Annotated in this window: 23 protein-coding genes; all 23 read left to right on the top strand. The window is 56.8% G+C overall.

All coding sequences use genetic code 11. The features are described from left to right. Positions 1–48: 48 nt before the first annotated feature. The 23 genes from rplJ to rpsH all read left to right on the top strand — a co-directional run bounded on the left by rplJ (position 49) and on the right by rpsH (position 19060). On the top strand, positions 49–570 hold the full coding sequence (rplJ, locus tag ACUVSA_RS07050) for a 50S ribosomal protein L10 (protein WP_445894286.1): 522 nt from the start codon (positions 49–51) through the stop codon (positions 568–570). Between the two features lie 21 nt (positions 571–591). Beyond that, positions 592–978 (top strand): 50S ribosomal protein L7/L12, encoded by a 387-nt coding sequence (gene rplL / locus ACUVSA_RS07055; protein WP_445894287.1) that lies wholly within the window; start codon positions 592–594, stop codon positions 976–978. Between the two features lie 174 nt (positions 979–1152). Beyond that, positions 1153–5271, top strand: a complete 4119-nt coding sequence (gene rpoB / locus ACUVSA_RS07060) for a DNA-directed RNA polymerase subunit beta (protein ID WP_445894288.1) — start codon at positions 1153–1155, stop codon at positions 5269–5271. 46 nt (positions 5272–5317) lie between these two features. Then, positions 5318–9439, top strand: a complete 4122-nt coding sequence (rpoC, locus tag ACUVSA_RS07065; RefSeq protein WP_445894289.1) for a DNA-directed RNA polymerase subunit beta' — start codon at positions 5318–5320, stop codon at positions 9437–9439. 141 nt (positions 9440–9580) lie between these two features. Continuing rightward, a complete protein-coding gene (gene rpsL / locus ACUVSA_RS07070) occupies positions 9581–9952 on the top strand; it encodes a 30S ribosomal protein S12 (RefSeq protein ID WP_445892721.1) in 372 nt (123 codons plus the stop codon). A gap of 90 nt (positions 9953–10042) precedes the next feature. Next, positions 10043–10513: a 30S ribosomal protein S7 gene (gene rpsG / locus ACUVSA_RS07075; protein ID WP_445894290.1), complete on the top strand. Its 471-nt coding sequence runs from the start codon at positions 10043–10045 to the stop codon at positions 10511–10513. A 159-nt stretch (positions 10514–10672) separates the two neighbouring features. Beyond that, a complete protein-coding gene (gene tuf / locus ACUVSA_RS07080; protein ID WP_445894283.1) occupies positions 10673–11866 on the top strand; it encodes an elongation factor Tu in 1194 nt (397 codons plus the stop codon). A 75-nt stretch (positions 11867–11941) separates the two neighbouring features. After that, positions 11942–12250 carry a 30S ribosomal protein S10 gene (gene rpsJ / locus ACUVSA_RS07085; protein WP_445894291.1) on the top strand — a complete coding sequence of 103 codons (309 nt, stop codon included), beginning with the start codon at positions 11942–11944 and terminating at the stop codon, positions 12248–12250. Between the two features lie 43 nt (positions 12251–12293). Next, positions 12294–12926, top strand: a complete 633-nt coding sequence (gene rplC, locus ACUVSA_RS07090; protein WP_445894292.1) for a 50S ribosomal protein L3 — start codon at positions 12294–12296, stop codon at positions 12924–12926. A 41-nt stretch (positions 12927–12967) separates the two neighbouring features. Next, positions 12968–13588, top strand: a complete 621-nt coding sequence (gene rplD / locus ACUVSA_RS07095) for a 50S ribosomal protein L4 (RefSeq protein WP_445892724.1) — start codon at positions 12968–12970, stop codon at positions 13586–13588. Beyond that, positions 13588–13881: a 50S ribosomal protein L23 gene (locus ACUVSA_RS07100; protein WP_445892729.1), complete on the top strand. Its 294-nt coding sequence runs from the start codon at positions 13588–13590 to the stop codon at positions 13879–13881. The genes rplD and ACUVSA_RS07100 overlap by 1 nt, the downstream gene beginning before the upstream one ends. A gap of 81 nt (positions 13882–13962) precedes the next feature. Further along, on the top strand, positions 13963–14784 hold the full coding sequence (rplB, locus tag ACUVSA_RS07105) for a 50S ribosomal protein L2 (RefSeq protein WP_445892725.1): 822 nt from the start codon (positions 13963–13965) through the stop codon (positions 14782–14784). 19 nt (positions 14785–14803) lie between these two features. Beyond that, positions 14804–15091, top strand: a complete 288-nt coding sequence (gene rpsS, locus ACUVSA_RS07110; protein ID WP_445894293.1) for a 30S ribosomal protein S19 — start codon at positions 14804–14806, stop codon at positions 15089–15091. Next, positions 15091–15423, top strand: coding sequence for a 50S ribosomal protein L22 (rplV, locus tag ACUVSA_RS07115; protein WP_445892727.1), 333 nt, complete (start codon positions 15091–15093; stop codon positions 15421–15423). Before rpsS ends, rplV begins: the two co-directional genes overlap by 1 nt. Positions 15424–15454: 31 nt before the next feature. Beyond that, entirely contained in the window at positions 15455–16081 is a 627-nt protein-coding gene (gene rpsC, locus ACUVSA_RS07120; RefSeq protein ID WP_445894294.1) for a 30S ribosomal protein S3, read from the top strand. A gap of 84 nt (positions 16082–16165) precedes the next feature. Further along, positions 16166–16582 carry a 50S ribosomal protein L16 gene (rplP, locus tag ACUVSA_RS07125; RefSeq protein WP_445894295.1) on the top strand — a complete coding sequence of 139 codons (417 nt, stop codon included), beginning with the start codon at positions 16166–16168 and terminating at the stop codon, positions 16580–16582. Beyond that, complete coding sequence (gene rpmC / locus ACUVSA_RS07130; protein ID WP_445894296.1) at positions 16579–16779, top strand: 50S ribosomal protein L29; 201 nt, start codon at positions 16579–16581, stop codon at positions 16777–16779. Before rplP ends, rpmC begins: the two co-directional genes overlap by 4 nt. Positions 16780–16790: 11 nt before the next feature. Beyond that, the gene (rpsQ, locus tag ACUVSA_RS07135) at positions 16791–17054 is read left to right on the top strand and encodes a 30S ribosomal protein S17 (protein ID WP_445894297.1); all 264 of its coding nucleotides are present in this window, start codon (positions 16791–16793) and stop codon (positions 17052–17054) included. 68 nt (positions 17055–17122) lie between these two features. After that, the gene (gene rplN, locus ACUVSA_RS07140) at positions 17123–17491 is read left to right on the top strand and encodes a 50S ribosomal protein L14 (protein ID WP_445892758.1); all 369 of its coding nucleotides are present in this window, start codon (positions 17123–17125) and stop codon (positions 17489–17491) included. 24 nt (positions 17492–17515) lie between these two features. Beyond that, on the top strand, positions 17516–17848 hold the full coding sequence (gene rplX / locus ACUVSA_RS07145) for a 50S ribosomal protein L24 (protein WP_445892757.1): 333 nt from the start codon (positions 17516–17518) through the stop codon (positions 17846–17848). A gap of 32 nt (positions 17849–17880) precedes the next feature. Next, positions 17881–18420 carry a 50S ribosomal protein L5 gene (gene rplE / locus ACUVSA_RS07150; RefSeq protein WP_445892756.1) on the top strand — a complete coding sequence of 180 codons (540 nt, stop codon included), beginning with the start codon at positions 17881–17883 and terminating at the stop codon, positions 18418–18420. 27 nt (positions 18421–18447) lie between these two features. Then, entirely contained in the window at positions 18448–18633 is a 186-nt protein-coding gene (locus ACUVSA_RS07155; RefSeq protein ID WP_445894298.1) for a type Z 30S ribosomal protein S14, read from the top strand. Positions 18634–18661: 28 nt separating this feature from the next. Then, positions 18662–19060 (top strand): 30S ribosomal protein S8, encoded by a 399-nt coding sequence (rpsH, locus tag ACUVSA_RS07160; protein ID WP_445892754.1) that lies wholly within the window; start codon positions 18662–18664, stop codon positions 19058–19060. The last annotated feature ends 15 nt before the right edge of the window (positions 19061–19075 follow it).

Genomic DNA, 19075 nt, shown 5'->3' on the forward strand with positions numbered 1-19075 from the left:
TGCGTTTGAAGAAAGCACGCCGGCAGAGGAAAGGAGGGATGAGAGAGCTTGGATAGGGTCAAGAAAGAACAATTGGTCGCCGAGCTGCACGAAAAACTGCAGCGAGCCACCGCCGCCATTCTCACCGATTTCAAGGGCTTGAGCGTGGCCGAGATCACGGCGCTTCGCGACAACCTGGCCCAGCAGGGCGTCGAGTTCAAGGTTGTCAAGAACACGCTGATGCGCATTGCCGCCAAGGGCACGGGAGCCGAAGCGGTGGAGCCCATGCTGAAGGGGACCAACGCGGTGGCCATCGCTTACGATGACCCCACCGTGTCAGCCAAGATTCTCAAAGCCTTTGGCAAGACGAACGATAAATTGGTTCTGAAGGGCGGCGTGTTGGGCACCCAAGTGCTCACCGTGGAAGACGTGTTGGCTCTGGCGGACCTGCCCTCCCGCGAAGAACTCTTGGCCAAACTGCTGGGAACGCTGCAGGCCGTCCCCACGGCTCTGGTGCGCGTGCTCAGCGGTGTTCCGCGGGCCTTTGTGGGCGTGCTGGCTGCCATTCAACGGGAAAAAGAAAACGCATAGGACGCAAGGAGGACAAAGCTGATGTCGGAAATTACCAAGGAAGACGTTGTCAAGTTCATTGAAAATATGACCGTGCTGGAGCTGAGCCAGCTGGTGAAAGAGTTGGAAGATCGGTTTGGTGTGAGCGCGGCTGCTCCGGTGGCCGTGGCGGCCGTGGCCGCCGCTCCCGGTGCCGAAGCGGCGCCGGTGGAGGAAAAGACCGAGTTTGACGTGGTGATCACCGCGGTGGGTGACAAGAAGATCAATGTGATCAAGGAAGTGCGGGCGGTGACCAGCCTCGGGCTCAAGGAAGCGAAAGACTTGGTGGAGAACCTTCCCGGCGTGGTCAAGGAAGGCATCCCCAAGGCGGAAGCCGAGGAGATCGCCAAGAAACTCAGGGAAGCCGGAGCCACCGTGGAAATCAAATAAGGCAAGCCGCTGGCCTGCCGTGTATCGGAAGTCCCCCCGCAGGGTGGGGCTTCCGATTTTTGCCTTTATGCATGTCGGTGCCACCAAGGGTTTCGCCGGAGGCGAAATCGCGGTGGCTTTGTCGCCCTTGTGACCGCAAGGCGACGATATTTCTCAAGAGTGGCAGGAGATGTCATGGCAACTGCTTTGAGCCAAGAGTATCGGGTGCGAAAGAGTTTCGGGAAGATCAAGAAGATCGTCGACATTCCGAACCTGATCCAGATGCAGAAAGAGTCTTATGCCGGCTTTCTTCAGATGGACGTGCCTCCCGATCAGCGGTTGAGAAAAGGCCTTCAGGAAGTCTTTGAAAGCGTTTTTCCCATCGAAGACTTCAGTCAAACGGCCTCGCTTCAGTTCGTCCAATACAGCTTTGGTGAAATCAAGTATGACGTGGAAGAGTGTCTGGCCCGCGGTATGACCTACGAGGCACCCCTGAAGATCGTCGTGCGTCTGGCGGTCTTTGACGTGGACAAGGAAACGGGGCATCGCTCCATTCGGGACATCAAGGAGCAAGAAATTTATTTCGGCACCTTGCCCATAATGACCGAAAACGGCACCTTCATTATCAACGGCACCGAGCGGGTCATTGTCAGTCAGTTGCATCGGTCGCCGGGAATCTTTTTCGACCACGATCGCGGCAAGACCCATTCCAGCGGCAAGATCCTGTATTCGGCTCGCATCATTCCTCTGCGAGGTTCCTGGCTGGACTTTGAATTCGACCCTAAGGACATCCTTTACGTGCGCATTGACCGGCGTCGAAAACTTCCTGCCACGGTCTTTTTGAAAGCGTTGGGCTACGCCACCGAGGAACTGCTCAACTACTTTTACCGCACCGAAAAGGTCTTTTTGATTGACCAGGACAACGCGGAAAAGGAGCTCAACAGACAGACGCTTGAAGGCACCAAGGCTTCAGCAGACATCCTGCACCCGGTCACCGGCGAAGTGATCGCCAAGAAAAACCGAAAGCTCGGAAAACAACTTCTGAAGAAGATGGAGGAATTGGGGATCACGCGGTTGCCCATGAAGACCGAGGAGATTGTGGGGCAGGTTCTGGCCCATGACGTCATTGACTACAGCACCGGGGAAATCATTGCGGAGTGCAATGAGGAGATCACGCCGGCCCATCTGCATCTGTTTCTCGAGAAGGGCATCAAGGAGCTGGAGCTTTTGCACCTGCAGGGCCAGGATGTGAGTCCGGCGTTTCGAAACACCTTATTGCAGGACAAGGTAACCAGCCGCAAAGATGCCCTCATGGAAATCTATCGAAAGCTGCGCCCCAGCAATCCGCCCACGGAAGAGGTGGCCACGGAATTTTTCAACAACCTGTTTTTCAACCCCGAACAATACGATCTTTCCGAGGTGGGGCGTCTTAAATTGAACCACCAGCTCGGGTTGCACCATCCCCTGGAACAGCGGACCCTCACGCGGGAAGACATTCTGGAAGCCGTGCGAGGCCTCATTTACCTCAAAGAAACCCAAGGCCCTGTGGACGATATCGACAACCTGGGCAACCGCAGAGTGCGCGCTGTGGGGGAATTGCTGGAGAACCAGTACCGTATCGGGTTGGTGCGAATGGGGCGGGCCATCAAAGAGCGCATGAGCCTTCAAGAAATTGAGGCCCTTATGCCCCACGACCTGATCAACGCCAAACCCGTCTCGGCGGTGGTCAAGGAGTTTTTCGGGACAAGCCAGTTGTCGCAGTTCATGGATCAGACCAATCCGCTCTCGGAGGTCACCCACAAGCGGCGGCTCAGCGCCTTGGGGCCCGGCGGCCTGACGCGGGAAAGAGCAGGCTTTGAAGTGCGCGACGTTCATCCCACACACTACGGCCGCATCTGTCCCATTGAGACGCCGGAAGGTCCTAATATCGGGTTAATCGTTTCTCTGTCCACCTATGCGCGCGTGAACCCTTATGGCTTCATTGAAACGCCCTACCGCAAGGTGCAGGACAAGACCGTCAGCCAAGAGGTAGTATACCTCACGGCCATGGAAGAAAAGGACTACCCCATCGCGCAGGCCAACGCCCCGCTGGATGATGAGGGGCGCTTTATTCGCGATGAGGTGTCGGCGCGGGTGGCCGGGGAATTCATGCTGGTGGCCCCGGAAGAGATTCGCTACATGGACGTGTCGCCCAACCAGCTGGTGAGCGTCTCCGCCTCGCTGATTCCCTTCCTGGAGCACGACGACGCCAACCGGGCCCTCATGGGCTCCAACATGCAACGCCAGGCCGTGCCGCTCATTCAGACGCGCGCCCCTTTGGTGGGCACAGGCATGGAACGCATTGTGGCTCGAGACAGCGGCGTGGTAATTGTGGCCAAAAGGGATGGCATTGTGGAGTACGTGGATGCCACCCGCATCGTGGTGCGAGCCGAGGAGACGGAGAGCAGCCGGGACAGCGGTGTGGACATCTACAAACTCATCAAGTTCAAGAGATCCAACCAAAACACGTGCCTGAACCAAAAACCTTTGGTCCGCGCCGGACAGACCGTGCGCAAAGGCCAGATCATCGCAGACGGAGCGTCCACGGATCACGGCGAATTGGCTTTGGGCCGCAATGTCATGATCGCTTTCATGAGTTGGGGCGGATACAATTTTGAAGACTCCATTTTGGTCAGCGAACGCATCGTTCGAGACGACGTGTTCACGTCGATCCACATCGAAGAATTCGAGGTGTTGGCTCGCGACACCAAACTGGGCAAGGAAGAAATCACTCGGGACATTCCCAACGTGGGCGAGGAAGCCCTAAAGAACTTGGACGAAAGCGGCATTGTGCGGATCGGCGCCTACATTCGCCACAATGACATTCTGGTGGGCAAGGTGACGCCGAAAGGCGAAAGCCAACTCACTCCCGAAGAAAAGCTTCTGCGGGCCATCTTTGGAGAAAAGGCCAGCGACGTTAAAGACACCTCCTTGAGGGTGCCCCCGGGTGTGGAAGGCATCGTCATTGATGCCAAGGTTTTTTCTCGCAAGGGCGTGGACAAGGATGAGCGCACACGCATGATTGAAGATGAAGAGATTGCGCGTCTGGAAAAGGATCAGCGCGATGAGCTGGAGATCATTCGAAAGAGTGTGGCCAAGCGCATCGCCGCTCTTTTTGCCGGAAAGACCTGCGCCAACACGATCAAAGACGGCAAGAAGACGTACGTGAAAAAAGGCGATCCCATCACCGACGAGGTGCTGTTGGATCTGCCCAGCCGGCTATGGAACCAATTGCAGGCCGCGGAAGACCCTGCCCTGACCATGGAAGTGGAGCGCGTCAACCAGCATTATCGACAACAAGTGGAACTGGTGCAGTCCCTTTTTGAGGAAAAGATCAGCAAACTGAGAAAAGGCGACGAGCTCCCGCCCGGTGTCATCAAGATGGTCAAGGTGTATGTGGCCGTCAAACGCAAATTGCAGGTGGGTGACAAGATGGCCGGCCGTCACGGCAACAAGGGCGTGGTTTCCAGGATTCTGCCCATCGAAGACATGCCCTATTTTGCCGATGGGACGCCTGTGGACATCGTGCTCAATCCCCTGGGTGTGCCGTCTCGAATGAATGTGGGCCAAGTCCTGGAAACACATTTGGGGTGGGCGGCCAAGGGCTTGGGCGAACAGTTGGCCCGACTTATTGAAGCCTACAAAGAAAAGGAAACGCTGGAGGAAAAGCTGCGGCGCATTTACAACCAGCTGGAGTTCGACAACTACTTTAAGGACGCGGACCCCACGGATCTGCAGGCGCTCGTTCCACATCTGCGGGAAGGGTTGCATGTGGCGTCCCCCGTCTTTGACGGCGCCGAGGAAGCCGAGATTCGCGATTTCCTCAAGGAAGCAGGACTTCCCGAAACAGGACAGACCATTCTCTATGACGGGCGCACCGGCGAGCCCTTTGACCAACCGGTCACCGTGGGCATCATGTACATGCTCAAGCTGCACCACCTGGTGGACGACAAGATTCATGCTCGATCCATCGGACCATACTCCCTGGTGACCCAGCAGCCCTTGGGGGGCAAGGCCCAGTTTGGCGGCCAAAGACTGGGTGAGATGGAAGTGTGGGCCATGGAAGCCTACGGGGCGGCCTATGCTCTGCAGGAGTTCTTGACAGTGAAGTCGGACGATCTGGCAGGTCGAACGCGCATGTATGAGAAGATCGTCAAGGGGGACAACACGTTGGAGGCCGGGTTGCCGGAGTCCTTCAATGTCCTTGTCAAGGAACTCCAAGCCCTCGCCCTGGACGTGCAGTTGCTCAGCGAAGAGGAAGGCGAGGCAGAATAGATTCGTGTCGGCTCAGGCCCGGAGCACGACGCACAAGGAGGAACCCTTGAAAGAGCTGTATCCTTACTTCATGAAACCCACTGATCCTTTGCACTTTGATGCCGTGAAGATCATGCTCGCGTCTCCGGAAAAGATCCGCGAATGGTCCCACGGTGAAGTGAAAAAGCCGGAAACCATCAATTACCGCACCTTTAAGCCGGAACGGGACGGGCTGTTCTGCGCCAAGATTTTCGGCCCGACCAAGGACTACGAATGCAACTGCGGCAAATACAAAAGAATGAAGCACCGCGGCGTGGTTTGTGAAAAGTGCGGTGTAGAGGTCATTCAGTCCAAGGTTCGTCGTGAACGCATGGGGCACATCGAACTGGCCGCTCCGGTCGCCCATATTTGGTTTCTGCGCAGCCTGCCGAGTAAAATCGGCAATCTGCTGGATTTGACCATGCGGGACCTGGAAAAGGTCCTCTACTTCGACTCCTACATCGTGTTGGATGCCGGAGAGGTTCCTGGACTCAAGAAATATGATCTGCTCAGCGAGGAGAAATATCGCAACCTGGTCCATGATTATGGAGCGGGCTTTCGCGCGGGTATCGGGGCTGAAGCCATTCGGGAATTGCTGGCCGACTTGGACCTGGCGGCGCTGGCGCAGGAACTGCGCGCTGAAATGATGGAAACGGTTTCTGTGGCCAAGCGCAAGAAGCTGGCCAAGCGCCTCAAAGTCATTGAGGCCTTTAAGGATTCCGACAATCAGCCGGAATGGACCATCATGAACGTCATTCCGGTCCTGCCTCCGGACCTGCGTCCCCTCGTGCCGCTGGATGGAGGCCGTTTTGCCACGAGTGACCTGAACGATTTGTACCGTAGAGTGATCAACCGCAACAACCGCCTGAAACGCCTCATGGACCTTAATGCGCCCGACATCATCATTCGCAATGAAAAGCGCATGCTTCAGGAAGCCGTGGATGTGCTTTTTGACAACGGGCGGCGCGGCAAGACCATCACCGGGGCCAACAAGAGACCCCTGAAGTCCCTAAGCGACATGCTCAAAGGTAAGCAAGGCCGGTTTCGGCAGAACCTGCTGGGCAAGCGCGTGGACTATTCGGGCCGTACCGTGATTGTGGTCGGGCCGAACCTCAGACTGCATCAATGCGGCTTGCCCAAAAAAATGGCCCTCGAGCTTTTCAAACCCTTTGTCTACAACAAGCTTGAAGAAAAGGGCCACGTGGGCACCATCAAAGCGGCTAAGAAGATGGTGGAAAAGGAAACCCCGGAGGTCTGGGACACCCTCGATGAAGTGGTGCGGGAATTTCCCGTGATGCTTAACCGAGCGCCGACTTTGCATCGATTGGGCATTCAGGCCTTTGAGCCCATCTTGATCGAAGGTAAGGCCATCCAGTTGCATCCTCTGGTGTGCACGGCTTTCAATGCCGACTTTGACGGAGACCAGATGGCAGTGCACGTGCCGCTGTCTATCGAAGCCCAAACGGAAGCCCGCGTGCTCATGATGTCCACCAACAACATCCTGAGCCCGGCGCATGGGGGTCCGATCATTGTGCCGTCCCAGGATATTGTCCTTGGGCTGTACTACATGACCCGCGAAAGACCCTTTGCCAAAGGTGAAGGGCGCATTTTCTGCGGTGTGGACGAAGTGCGTTGTGCCTATGATGCGGGTGAAGTGCATTTGCATGCTCGAATCCAAGTCCGCCTGCAGGAGCGTCTGGTGCAAACCACTGTGGGCCGGGCGCTGCTGTGGGAGACCATCAGTGGCATTTTGGATGAACCTCTGGCCAAGGACCCCTCCCTCTTTTCCGAGATCTTTGAGCGGATCAACAAGGTCATGACCAAAAAGGCCATTTTGGACCTTATTGATTTCAGCTACCGCAGGGCTGGCGAGAAAGCCACCGTGATTCTGGCGGACCGCCTGAAAGACTTAGGCTATGACCAAGCGACGCGATCGGGATTGTCCATTGCCATTAAGGACATGATCGTGCCGTCGCGCAAATCCGAAATCATCGAAAAGGCTTTTGAAGAAGTTCGAGAGATCGAGCGCCAGTACAATGAAGGATTGATTACCGGCGGTGAAAAATACAACAAGGTCGTGGACATTTGGGCCAAAGCCACGGACAGCGTGGCCGCCGAAATGATGAAAGAGATCGAAACGGAGATCGTGGAGAGCCCTGACGGACAAAAGGCTCAGACCACCTCTTACAATCCCATCTTCATGATGGCGGATTCCGGAGCCCGCGGCAGCAAGGACCAGATGCGGCAGCTGTCGGGCATGCGCGGCTTGATGGCCAAACCTTCGGGGGAAATCATTGAAACCCCCATCACGGCCAATTTCCGTGAAGGCTTGACCGTGCTGCAGTACTTTATTTCCACGCACGGCGCTCGAAAGGGTCTGGCAGACACGGCCCTCAAGACGGCCAACTCGGGCTACCTCACTCGCCGCCTGGTGGACGTGTCCCAGGACGTCATCATCACCGAGCAGGACTGCGGCACCATGGACGGCATCATGGCCGAAGCGCTTCTTGAGGCCGGGGAAATCATTCAGCGGCTGGGCGAGAGAATCCTTGGCCGCGTGGCCTTGGAAGACGTGGTGGATCCCGTCACAGGGGACGTTCTCATTCATGCGGGAGAAGAAATCGACGAGGAAGGCGTCAAGAAAATTGAAGACGCCGGAATCGAAAAGGTTCCCATCCGCTCCATCCTCACGTGCCAGAGCCGCCACGGGGTGTGTGCCACCTGCTACGGTCGGGACCTGGCCCACGGCAAGAGGGTTCAGATCGGGGAAGCCATCGGCATCATCGCCGCGCAGTCTATCGGAGAACCGGGCACGCAGCTCACCATGCGCACCTTTCACATTGGCGGCACGGCGAGCAAGCGCATCGAACAGACATCCATTCAGAACCGTTATCCGGGTCAGGTGAAGTTCATCAACCTGCATACGGTGCTCAACCGTGAAGGCGATCTGGTGGCCATGAATCGCAACGGAGAAATCGCCATCGTCAGTGAAACGGGCCGTGAGCGGGAACGCTACATCATCGTCTATGGGGCCAAGCTCAAAGTGCGAGAGGGCCAATGGGTGGACCCGGAAACCCTTTTGGCCGAATGGGATCCGTATTTCACGCCCATTTTGACCGATGTGCAGGGAACGGTGAAATTCGGGGACATCATCGAAGGATTGACCATGCAGGAAAGGCTGGATCCGGTCACGGGCAAATCCAGCAAGGTGGTGGTGGAAGTGCGCGAAGGGGATATGCGGCCTCGCGTCTCCATCAAGGACGAAAAGGGGAAAACAGCCCGCGTGGGCGATGGCGGCCATGCGCGATACTACATGCCTGTGGGCGCCATTCTCATGGTCAACGAGGGCGATACAGTCTTTCCGGGCGACGTGTTGGCCCGCATTCCTCGGGAAACCACCAAGACCAAAGACATCACCGGCGGTTTGCCTCGAGTGGCCGAGCTCTTTGAAGTGAGAAAGCCCAAGGAGCACGCGGTCATTACGGAAATCGAGGGGGTGGTGAGCTTTGGCAAGGATGCCAAGGGCAAACGCAAAGTTATTGTGACGCCGGAGGTGGGAGAGCCTCGGGAGTACCTCATTCCCAAGGGCAAGCACATCAGTGTTCACGAAGGCGACTATGTGCGGGCCGGCGAACCGCTCATGGATGGATCACCCAACCCCCACGATGTGCTGAACGTGCTGGGCGAAAAGGAATTGGCCAAATATCTGGTCAATGAAGTGCAGCAGGTCTATCGGCTTCAGGGCGTCAAGATCAACGACAAGCACATCGAGGTTATTGTACGCCAGATGCTTCGTCGCGTCCGCATCACGGATCCTGCCGATTCCGACTTCTTGCTCGGGGAACACGTGGAAAAACATGTGTTTGAGGAAGTGAACCGCGCCCTGGAAGCGGAAGGCAAGAGGCCGGCGGCGGCCGAGCCGCTGCTGCTCGGCATCACCAAAGCGTCCCTGAGCACGGAAAGCTTCATTTCCGCAGCGTCTTTTCAGGAGACCACCAAAGTTTTGACCGATGCCGCCGCTGCGGGCAAGTTGGATCGGCTGCGAGGCCTAAAAGAGAATGTCATTATGGGACGCTTGATTCCGGCGGGAACAGGCATGCGGCGCTACCGAAAACTCCACATCGGTGCCGATGCCTTGCAGGAAGCCTGAGGGGAAGGTCGGCCCGAAAAGGCTGAAAAGGCTTGACAAGGTTCAGGTGACTCTGTAGATAGAGGTGTTTCTGAGCCTAGGGGCTCTGAGTCAATAAGTTTTTGAAATCAAAGCGATCTGGACGTGGCGGAGAAAACGAGGATGCCCACGATCAATCAGTTGGTGCGTAAGGGAAGAGAGAAGGTTCGCAGGAAATCGAGCACCCCGGCGCTTCAAGGCTGTCCGCAAAAGCGGGGCGTGTGCGTGCGCGTCTACACCACGACCCCTAAAAAGCCCAACTCGGCTCTGCGTAAAATCGCTCGCGTGCGGCTGACCAACGGCATCGAAGTGACGTCGTACATTCCCGGAATCGGCCACAACCTTCAAGAACACTCCGTGGTCCTGATTCGTGGTGGTCGTGTCAAGGATTTACCCGGTGTGCGATACCACATCATTCGCGGAACTTTGGATGCCCTAGGTGTTGCCAATCGCAAGCAGGGCCGATCCAAGTACGGGGCCAAGCGGCCAAAGTAAGGCGTTCAGAGAAGCCGAGGCGGGCCATGGTCCTGCTGAGGGCCATGGCTTCTCTTTTGCCGTAAACGTCGGACGAGGTTGAGGAAGGCAATGCCACGTAGAAGAGAAGTCGCGAAGCGGGAAGTGCTTCCAGACCCCAAATACAACAGCCGGTTGGTGGCCAAGTTCATTAACAACATCATGCGTCAAGGCAAGAAAAGTGTGGCGGAACGGATTCTTTATGGAGCCTTTGAGGTCATTGAAAGGCGCAGCAAGCAGGATCCGCTGGAAGTTTTTCATAAGGCCATGGAGCACGTGCGGCCCATCATCGAGGTGAAGTCAAGGCGTGTGGGGGGAGCCACCTACCAGGTGCCCGTGGAGGTGCGCAGCGAGCGTCGGGACGCTCTGGCTATGCGTTGGATTATTTCCTACGCCAAGAACCGTTCAGAAAAGACCATGATCGATAAACTGGCCGGCGAACTTTTGGATGCTTCCCAGAACCGGGGCGGCGCGGTCAAAAAGAGGGAAGACACGCACCGCATGGCCGAAGCCAACAAGGCCTTTGCGCATTATCGCTGGTAGGCCGCTACAGGGCCTTTGGCATCTGGGACGACGCCCCGTTGGCACGGCGAAAAGACGCTTGGCCGCCTCATCCGGGCGCGAGAACAGAAGGGCATCCCGATACTTTGGAGAGAAACGGACGCATTCATGGACTTGGTGTGGACGTGAGGAGGAAGTGCGATGGGGAAGAAGAAGTTTGAGCGGACGAAGCCGCACGTGAATGTTGGGACCATTGGTCACATTGACCATGGGAAGACGACGTTGACGGCGGCGATCACGAAGCAGTTATCGCTTCGTGGGATGGCGGAGTTTGTGCCGTTTGATCAGATTGACAAGGCGCCGGAGGAGCGGGAGCGGGGGATCACGATAGCGACGGCGCATGTGGAGTATGAGACGGACAAGCGGCATTATGCGCATGTGGATTGTCCGGGGCATGCGGATTACATCAAGAACATGATCACGGGTGCGGCGCAGATGGACGGGGCCATATTGGTGGTGGCGGCCGATGATGGTCCGATGCCGCAGACGCGGGAGCACATTTTATTGGCGCGTCAGGTGGGTGTGCCGAACATTGTGGTGTTTTTGAACAAGGTGGACATGGTGGATGATCCGGAGCTCATTGAGTTGGTGGAGTTGGAGCTTCGGGAGTTGTTGAGCAAGTATGGTTTTCCTGGGGATGATGTGCCGATCATTAAGGGTTCGGCGTTGAAGGCGTTGGAGTGTGATGATCCGTCGGCGGCGGATGCGGCGCCGATATTTGAGTTGATGGATGCGGTGGACAGTTACATACCGGATCCTGTGCGGGACATTGACAAGCCGTTTTTGATGCCCATTGAGGATGTGTTTTCCATCAGCGGCCGTGGGACGGTGGTGACGGGTCGTGTGGAGCGTGGGGTGATCTCGGTGGGTGATGAAGTGGAGATAGTGGGGTTTCGGCCGACGATGAAGACGGTGTGTACGGGTGTGGAGATGTTTCGCAAGACCTTGGATCGCGGGGAAGCGGGGGACAACATTGGGGTGTTGCTTCGCGGGATCAAGCGAGACGAGGTGGAGCGGGGGCAGGTGGTGGCGAAGCCTGGGAGTATCACGCCGCACACGAAGTTCAAGGCTGAGGTGTATGTGTTGAAGAAGGAGGAGGGGGGGCGGCACACGCCGTTTTTCCCTGGTTATCGGCCGCAGTTTTATTTTCGCACGACGGATGTGACGGGTGTGGTGGCGTTGCCTGAGGGTGTGGAGATGGTGATGCCTGGGGACAACGTGAACATGGAAGTGCATTTGATTGCCCCGGTGGCATTGGAGAAGGAACTTCGGTTTGCGATTCGCGAAGGCGGACGCACCGTGGGCGCCGGCGTGGTCACCGACATCATTGAGTAAAGCCAACGTGACGAAAGCCATGGGGTCTCTGACCGCACAGGTTCGGCAGGGACCCAAATTATGGGAACAGACGCCATGATGAATCAGAGAATACGCATTCGCTTAAAAGCCTACGACCACAAGCTTCTTGACCAAGCGGCCGCAGAAATCGTCAACACGGCAAAGAAGACGGGAGCTCACGTGGCTGGCCCCATTCCTCTGCCGACCAAAATCCATCGTTATACGGTTCTGCGTTCCGTGCACATTGACAAGAAGTCGCGGGAGCAGTTTGAGATCCGTGTCCACAAGCGGTTGGTGGACATCTTGGAGCCGACCCAGCAGACCGTGGATTCGCTCATGAAGCTGGATTTGTCTGCTGGAGTCGATGTGGAAATCAAACTGTGAGGCCGCTTTGAGCGGAAAAGCCTAGCCCAAGAGAGCTGAGAAAATGGTGAAGGCATTACTAGGACGCAAGCTTGGGATGATGCAGGTCTTTGCCGAGGACGGCACAGTGGTGCCTGTCACCGTGGTGCAGGCCGGGCCTTGTGTCGTCACACAGGTCAAAGTTCCCCCACGCGATGGATACAGCGCCGTGCAGATCGGCTTTGGAGAAAAGAAGGAAAAGAAGATCACGCGACCTCTAAAGGGCCATTTGGACAAGGTGGGTAAGGGCTACTTTGCGATGCTGCGAGAGGTGCGTGTGGAGAACCCCGAGGCGTTTGAGCTGGGGCAGGTGTGGGACTCCAGTGTTTTTGCCATCGGAGACCGAGTGGACGTAACGGGGGTCAGCAAAGGAAAGGGGTTTGCCGGCACCGTCCGGCGTTGGGGGTTCAGCCGAGGTCCCGTGACGCACGGATGCAAGAATATTCGAGAGCCAGGCTCCACCGGATGCGCGACCTTTCCGGGGCGCGTCATCAAAGGCAAAAAAATGGCGGGCCAAAAAGGCAACAGGCGGGCGACCATTCTTAACCTGAAGATCATTGACGTGCGGCCCGAAGAAAACCTCATTCTGATTAAGGGGGCCGTTCCGGGAGCTCGGAACGCTTACCTCATGATTCGTAAGACCAATCGGGTTCGATAACGCTCGTGGCCCGCCGGGTGAAGGACGAGAGGAAACACATCATGCCAACGGTGGATATTTTCGACATGAATCGGCAAGTCGTGGGGCAGATGCAACTCCGCGATGACATCTTTGACGTTCCGGCCAACAGACATGTGGTCCACGAAGTGGTGCTGTACCAGCTGGCTAAGCGGCGTCGTGGCACGGCGAAGACCAAGGGCCGAAGCGAAGTCTCAGGTGGAGGCAAAAAGCCGTGGCGCCAGAAAGGCACGGGCCGGGCTCGAGCCGGCACCTCCCGCTCGCCTTTATGGCGGGGCGGTGGCACGGTGCACGGACCGCAACCGAGAACCTATGACCTGAAGGTGCCTAAGAAAGTGCGGCGCCTGGCCGTGAAGGTGGTGCTGAGCCAAAAGCTGCGCGAACAGGCTCTGGTGATCGTGGACCAATTGCAGCTTCCGGAAATCAGGACCAAGCATTTTTACGCCTGGATGCAACGTTTCGGTTTGGAAAAGCCTCTGGTGGTCATTTCGGGCAAGGACGAGATTTTGGAAAAGTCCGCGCGCAACATTCCTGACGTGAAGGTGCTGCGCTGCGAAGGCCTGAACGTTTTTGACATGCTCAAGCATAGAAACCTGGTGCTCACCAAAGACACGGTTTCCAAAATAGAGGAGTCCTTGGGGTGATGCGGGACAAAACCTATGGCATTCTCAAGCGCCCTTTGATCACGGAAAAAAGTACGACAGACAAAGAGCAGCACAACAAGCTGCATTTTGAAGTGGATCGGCGGGCGAACAAGATTGAGATCAAAGAGGCCGTGGAAAAGTTGTTCAAGGTGAACGTGCTGGAAGTGCGGACCTTGACTGTCAAAGGCCACAACAAGCGCGTGGGGCGCCACACGGTGCGCACCAGCGACTGGAAAAAAGCCATTGTGACCATCAAACCCGGCCAGAGGGTCGAATTCTTCGAAGGTGTTTAAGCAGGCGACGGGCGCGCCCAAGAGGGCTGGGCCGTGAAGGGGCGGTGTGAGGCTCGCTCGATCGCCGAATGAGGATGAGCTATGGGGATTAGGAAAGTGAAACCACGTAGCGCCGGAACCCGTTTCGTGACCTATGCCACCTTTGAGGAGATCACGAAAAAGGAGCCGGAACGCAGTCTCTTAGAGCCGCTCAAGAAAAAGGGCGGACGCAACAACTACGGGCGGGTGACGGCGCGGCATCGCGGCGGGGGCCACAAGAGGCTGTATCGCATCATCGACTTCAAGCGCGACAAAGAAAATGTGCCAGCCAAGGTGGCCAGCATCGAATATGACCCGAATCGGTCGGCGCGCATTGCCCTCTTACACTATGTGGACGGCGAGAAGCGTTACATTTTGGCGCCGCTGGGTCTTCAGGTGGGCGACACCGTCATTACGGGGCCGGAAGCGGACGTGAGGCCGGGCAACTGTCTGCCCCTGGAGAACATTCCGCTGGGCACCGTGGTGCACAACGTGGAGCTGATCCCCGGCAAAGGCGGCCAATTGGTACGATCCGCCGGCGCTGCTGCTCAACTCATGGCCAAGGAAGGCCGCTATGCCACCTTGAGGCTGCCTTCCGGAGAGATGCGCATGGTGCTGGCGCGATGCAAAGCCACCGTCGGCCAGGTGGGCAATATCGATCATGAAAACATCAGCCTGGGCAAAGCCGGTCGAAGCCGGTGGCTCGGACGACGGCCCCATGTGCGCGGCGTGGCCATGAACCCCGTGGATCATCCCATGGGCGGTGGAGAAGGTCGCAGCTCGGGGGGTCGGCATCCGTGTACGCCGTGGGGTAAACCGACCAAGGGCTACCGCACCCGCAAGGCCAAGAACAGCGATCGGCTCATCGTGCGACGCCGAAAATAGATGACGTAAGGAGGGTAAGGTGCCTCGCTCGTTAAGAAAGGGACCCTTTGTGGATGAGCACCTGCTGAAGAAGGTGCTGACCGCCAAAGAGACTGGAGATCGCAAGGTGATCAAGACCTGGTCTCGGCGTTCCACCATTCTTCCCGATTTCGTCGGGCTGACCGTTGCCGTGCACAACGGCAAGAAGTTCATTCCCGTTTTTATCACGGAAAACATGGTGGGGCATAAGCTGGGTGAATTTTCGCCCACACGCACCTTCTACGGTCATGCCGGGGATAAGAAATCCAAGGTCACGGGGAAAAAGTGATGGAAGTGAGAGCGGTTTCCAAACACCTGCGCATCTCACCGCGCAAGGCACGACTGGTGGCCGATCTGGTCCGCAGCAAGAACGTGGGGCAAGCATTGACCATCCTGAAGTTCACCCCTAAGAAGGGGGCGCGGCTGCTGAGCAAGACCCTGAGGTCGGCTATGGCCAATGCGGAAAACACCAAGTCCATGGACATGGAAGGGCTCTACATCAAAGAGATTTACGTCAACGAAGGACCCAGACTGAAGCGCTGGAGACCTCGAGCCATGGGCCGGGCCACTCGCATTATCAAGCGCACCAGCCACATCACGGTGGTTCTCGGGGAAAAATAATCCGTACGTCACAAGATCTCGGAGGTGGAGATTGGGACAGAAGGTCAATCCTAAAGGTTTTCGTCTCGGCGTCATACGAACGTGGGATTCCAAGTGGTTTGCCGCCAAGGGATACGCCAAATTGGCCTATGAGGACCGAAAGATTCGCGATTTCATCAAGAAGCGATTGTACCACGCGGGCATTGCCAAAATAGAGATCGAAAGGGCTGCCAACAAGGCCAAGATTCGCATCTTCACGGCACGCCCGGGCATCGTCATCGGTAAGAAGGGCGCGGAAATCGAAGCTTTGAGGAAGGAATTGGAAAGAAAATTTTCCCGGGAGATCCTCATTGACATTCAGGAAGTGCGCCGCCCCGAACTAGACGCTGTCCTCGTGGCCGAAAACATCGCGTTGCAGCTGGAACGCCGCGTGGCCTTTCGCCGAGCCATGAAGCGGGCGGTGACTTCGGCACTTAAATTCGGGGCCAAGGGGATTCGGGTGGCCTGTGCCGGGCGCCTCGGTGGAGCGGAAATGGCGCGGCGGGAATGGTATCGCGAAGGTCGAGTCCCTCTTCACACGCTTCGAGCCGATATCGACTATGCCGTGGCCGTGGCCCGAACCACCTATGGAGTGATTGGGGTCAAGGTGTGGATCTTTAAAGGGGAAGTTCTTCCGTAGGGACGGCCGATCACTGCGGGCTGAAGCGCAGGCACGGCCCGGGAAATGCGCCGTCGGTGCGGGGAAAAGTCGAGGAGACGATCCATGTTAGCGCCCAAGAGAGTCAAATATCGAAAGCAACAAAAGGGCCGCATGAGAGGCATGGCCTCGCGAGGACACCAGCTGAATTTTGGGGACTTCGGGATCAAGGCCCTGGAGCCGGGCCGCATCACATCGAGACAGATCGAGGCGGCTCGTGTGACCATTACGCGTTACGTCAAGCGCGGCGGAAAGCTTTGGATTCGTATCTTTCCGGATAAACCGGTGACGAAAAAGCCAGCAGAAACCCGCATGGGAAAAGGTAAAGGCGCGCCCGAGGGGTGGGTCGCCGTGGTCAAGCCGGGACGAATCCTCTATGAACTCAAAGGCGTCACGGAAGAGATCGCCAAGGAAGCGTGTCGGCTGGCGGGTCATAAACTGCCCGTGGCCACGCGGTTTGTGTCAAGGCAGGATGTGTTATGAAAGCAGCGACCTTGCGGGACATGAGTGTAGACGAATTGAGGCAGAAGCTGGCGGAATTGCGCGAGTCGCTTTTCAGTTTGAAGTTTCAGCACGCGACGGGGCAGTTGGAAAACACGGCCCAACTCAAGCGGCATAAACGCGACATTGCCAGGGTGTTAACCATTTTGCGTGAAAAGCAAAGCGTCGAAAACGCGTAGAGGGCAAGGCCATGGAAGAGCGCACGACCAAAAGGAAGACCCGCGTCGGCACCGTGGTCAGTGACCGCATGAACAAAACGGTGGTCGTCAGCGTGGAGCGGCTGGTCAAGCATCCCAAGTACGGAAAATACATGCGACGCCGCAACAAATTCAAGGCGCACGACGAAGAAAACCAGTGCCGCATAGGGGATCGCGTGTTGATTCAGGAAAGCCGTCCCTTAAGCAAAACGAAGCACTGGGTCGTCCTAAAGATTTTGGAGCGGGCCGCCGTCTAGAAAGCCCGGGACGCGGCCCCGCGGGGCCGGGCTTAGGGTTTGGGTCGAGGCGGTGAAGGGAGGCCATCATGATTCAGGCGGAGACACAGCTGAACGCCGCGGACAATTCGGGTGCTAAGCGGCTGTATTGTATCAAGGTTCTCGGTGGGACTCGCAAACGTTATGCCACGGTGGGAGACATTATCGTGGTTTCGGTCAAGGAGGCCATCCCCAATTCCAAGGTTAAAAAAGGGGATGTCATGAGGGCCGTGGTGGTCAGGACCAGAAAGGAAGTGCGGCGCCCGGACGGGTCGTACATCAAGTTTGACGACAATTCGGCCGTTCTGATCAATGCCGCAAAGGAACCCATCGGAACCCGCATCTTTGGCCCTGTGGCTCGTGAACTGCGTGCGAAGCAGTTTATGAAAATCGTCTCGTTGGCTCCGGAAGTGCTCTAGCGAGGCGGATGGGGAAGGTCGCCAATGGCTGTCAGGAAAAAGTACCATATCAAAAAGAACGACACGGTGATGGTGATTGCCGGCAAAGAAAAGGGCAAATCGGGCAAGGTACTGCGCATATTGACCAAGAAGGATCGAGCCGTTGTGGAAAAGCTCAACATGGTCAAAAGGCACATGCGACCGGGAGCCCACAGTCGGCAAGGGGGAATTGTAGAGAAGGAAGCTCCCATTCACATTTCCAATCTGATGGTGATTTGCAGCAAGTGCACGGATCCGACCCGTGTGGGCTATAAGATCCTCGATGACGGGCGCAAGGCTCGCTTCTGCAAGAAATGCGGGGAGATCATCGACGGGTGACGTCCAGGGCGACGGGCGGAGTGGAGGCGTTCATGGCACGTTTGCGTGAGTTGTATTTTAAAGAAGTGGCCCCGCAATTGGCCCAGAAGTTTCGTTACAAGAGCCCCATGCAGATTCCGAGGCTGAGCAAGATCGTGCTCAACATGGGCCTGGGTGAGGCGATTCAGAACGTGAAAATTCTGGAGACGGCTTCCGAGGAGCTGGCCCAGATCAGCGGCCAAAAGCCCGTGATCACCCGGGCGCGTCAGAGCATCGCGGCTTTTAAGCTGCGTAAGGGCATGCCCATCGGATGTATGGTGACCCTGCGCGGGAATCGCATGTACGAGTTCTACGATAAGCTCGTCAATATCGCCCTGCCGCGCGTGCGCGACTTCCGCGGTGTATCTCCCAAGTCCTTTGACGGACGCGGCAACTACACCTTAGGGGTGCGGGAGCACATCATCTTTCCGGAAATCGACTACGATAAGATCGACAAGATTAAGGGACTCAACATCACCATCGTGACGACGGCCGAAACCGACGACGAAGCTCGAGAGCTGTTGGCCTTGTTGGGAATGCCGTTTCGAAAGTAAGGGGACAGGGGAGAGAAGGAGGCAGCCTTGGCCAAAAAATCCATGATCGCAAAAGCCCAAAGAAAGCCGAAATTCAAGGTGAGAGCCTACAATAGGTGCCCGCTGTGCGGACGGCCACGAGCTTTCCTTCGCAAATTCGGCATGTGCCGTATTTGCTTTCGCAACATGGCCCTCAACGGCGAACTTCCCGGCGTGGTCAAAGCCAGTTGGTAGGAGCCGGAACGAGAAGGAGTGAAGTTGTATGGTGATGACGGATCCCATTGCCGATTTGCTGAATCGCATCAAGAACGCCCACAAGGCGCGCTTTGATAAGGTGGATGTGCCGGCGTCGCGCATGAAAGTTGAAATGGCGCGCATCCTTAAAGAAGAAGGCTACATTAAGCATTTTAAGCTCATCAAGGACAACAAGCAGGGTGTGTTGAGAATCCATTTGAAATACGGGCCGGACCGCGAGCCGGCCATTCGAGACATGCGCCGCATCAGCAAGCCCAGCCGCCGAATCTATGTGGGATTTAAAGAAATTCCGAAGGTTCTTAACGGCCTTGGCATTGCCATTCTGTCCACCTCTCGCGGCATTCTCACCGACAAACAGGCAAGGCAAGAGGGTGTGGGCGGCGAACTGATCTGCAGCGTGTGGTAAAAAGCCAAAGGAGTC

This window comes from Desulfosoma sp. (assembly GCF_052743555.1).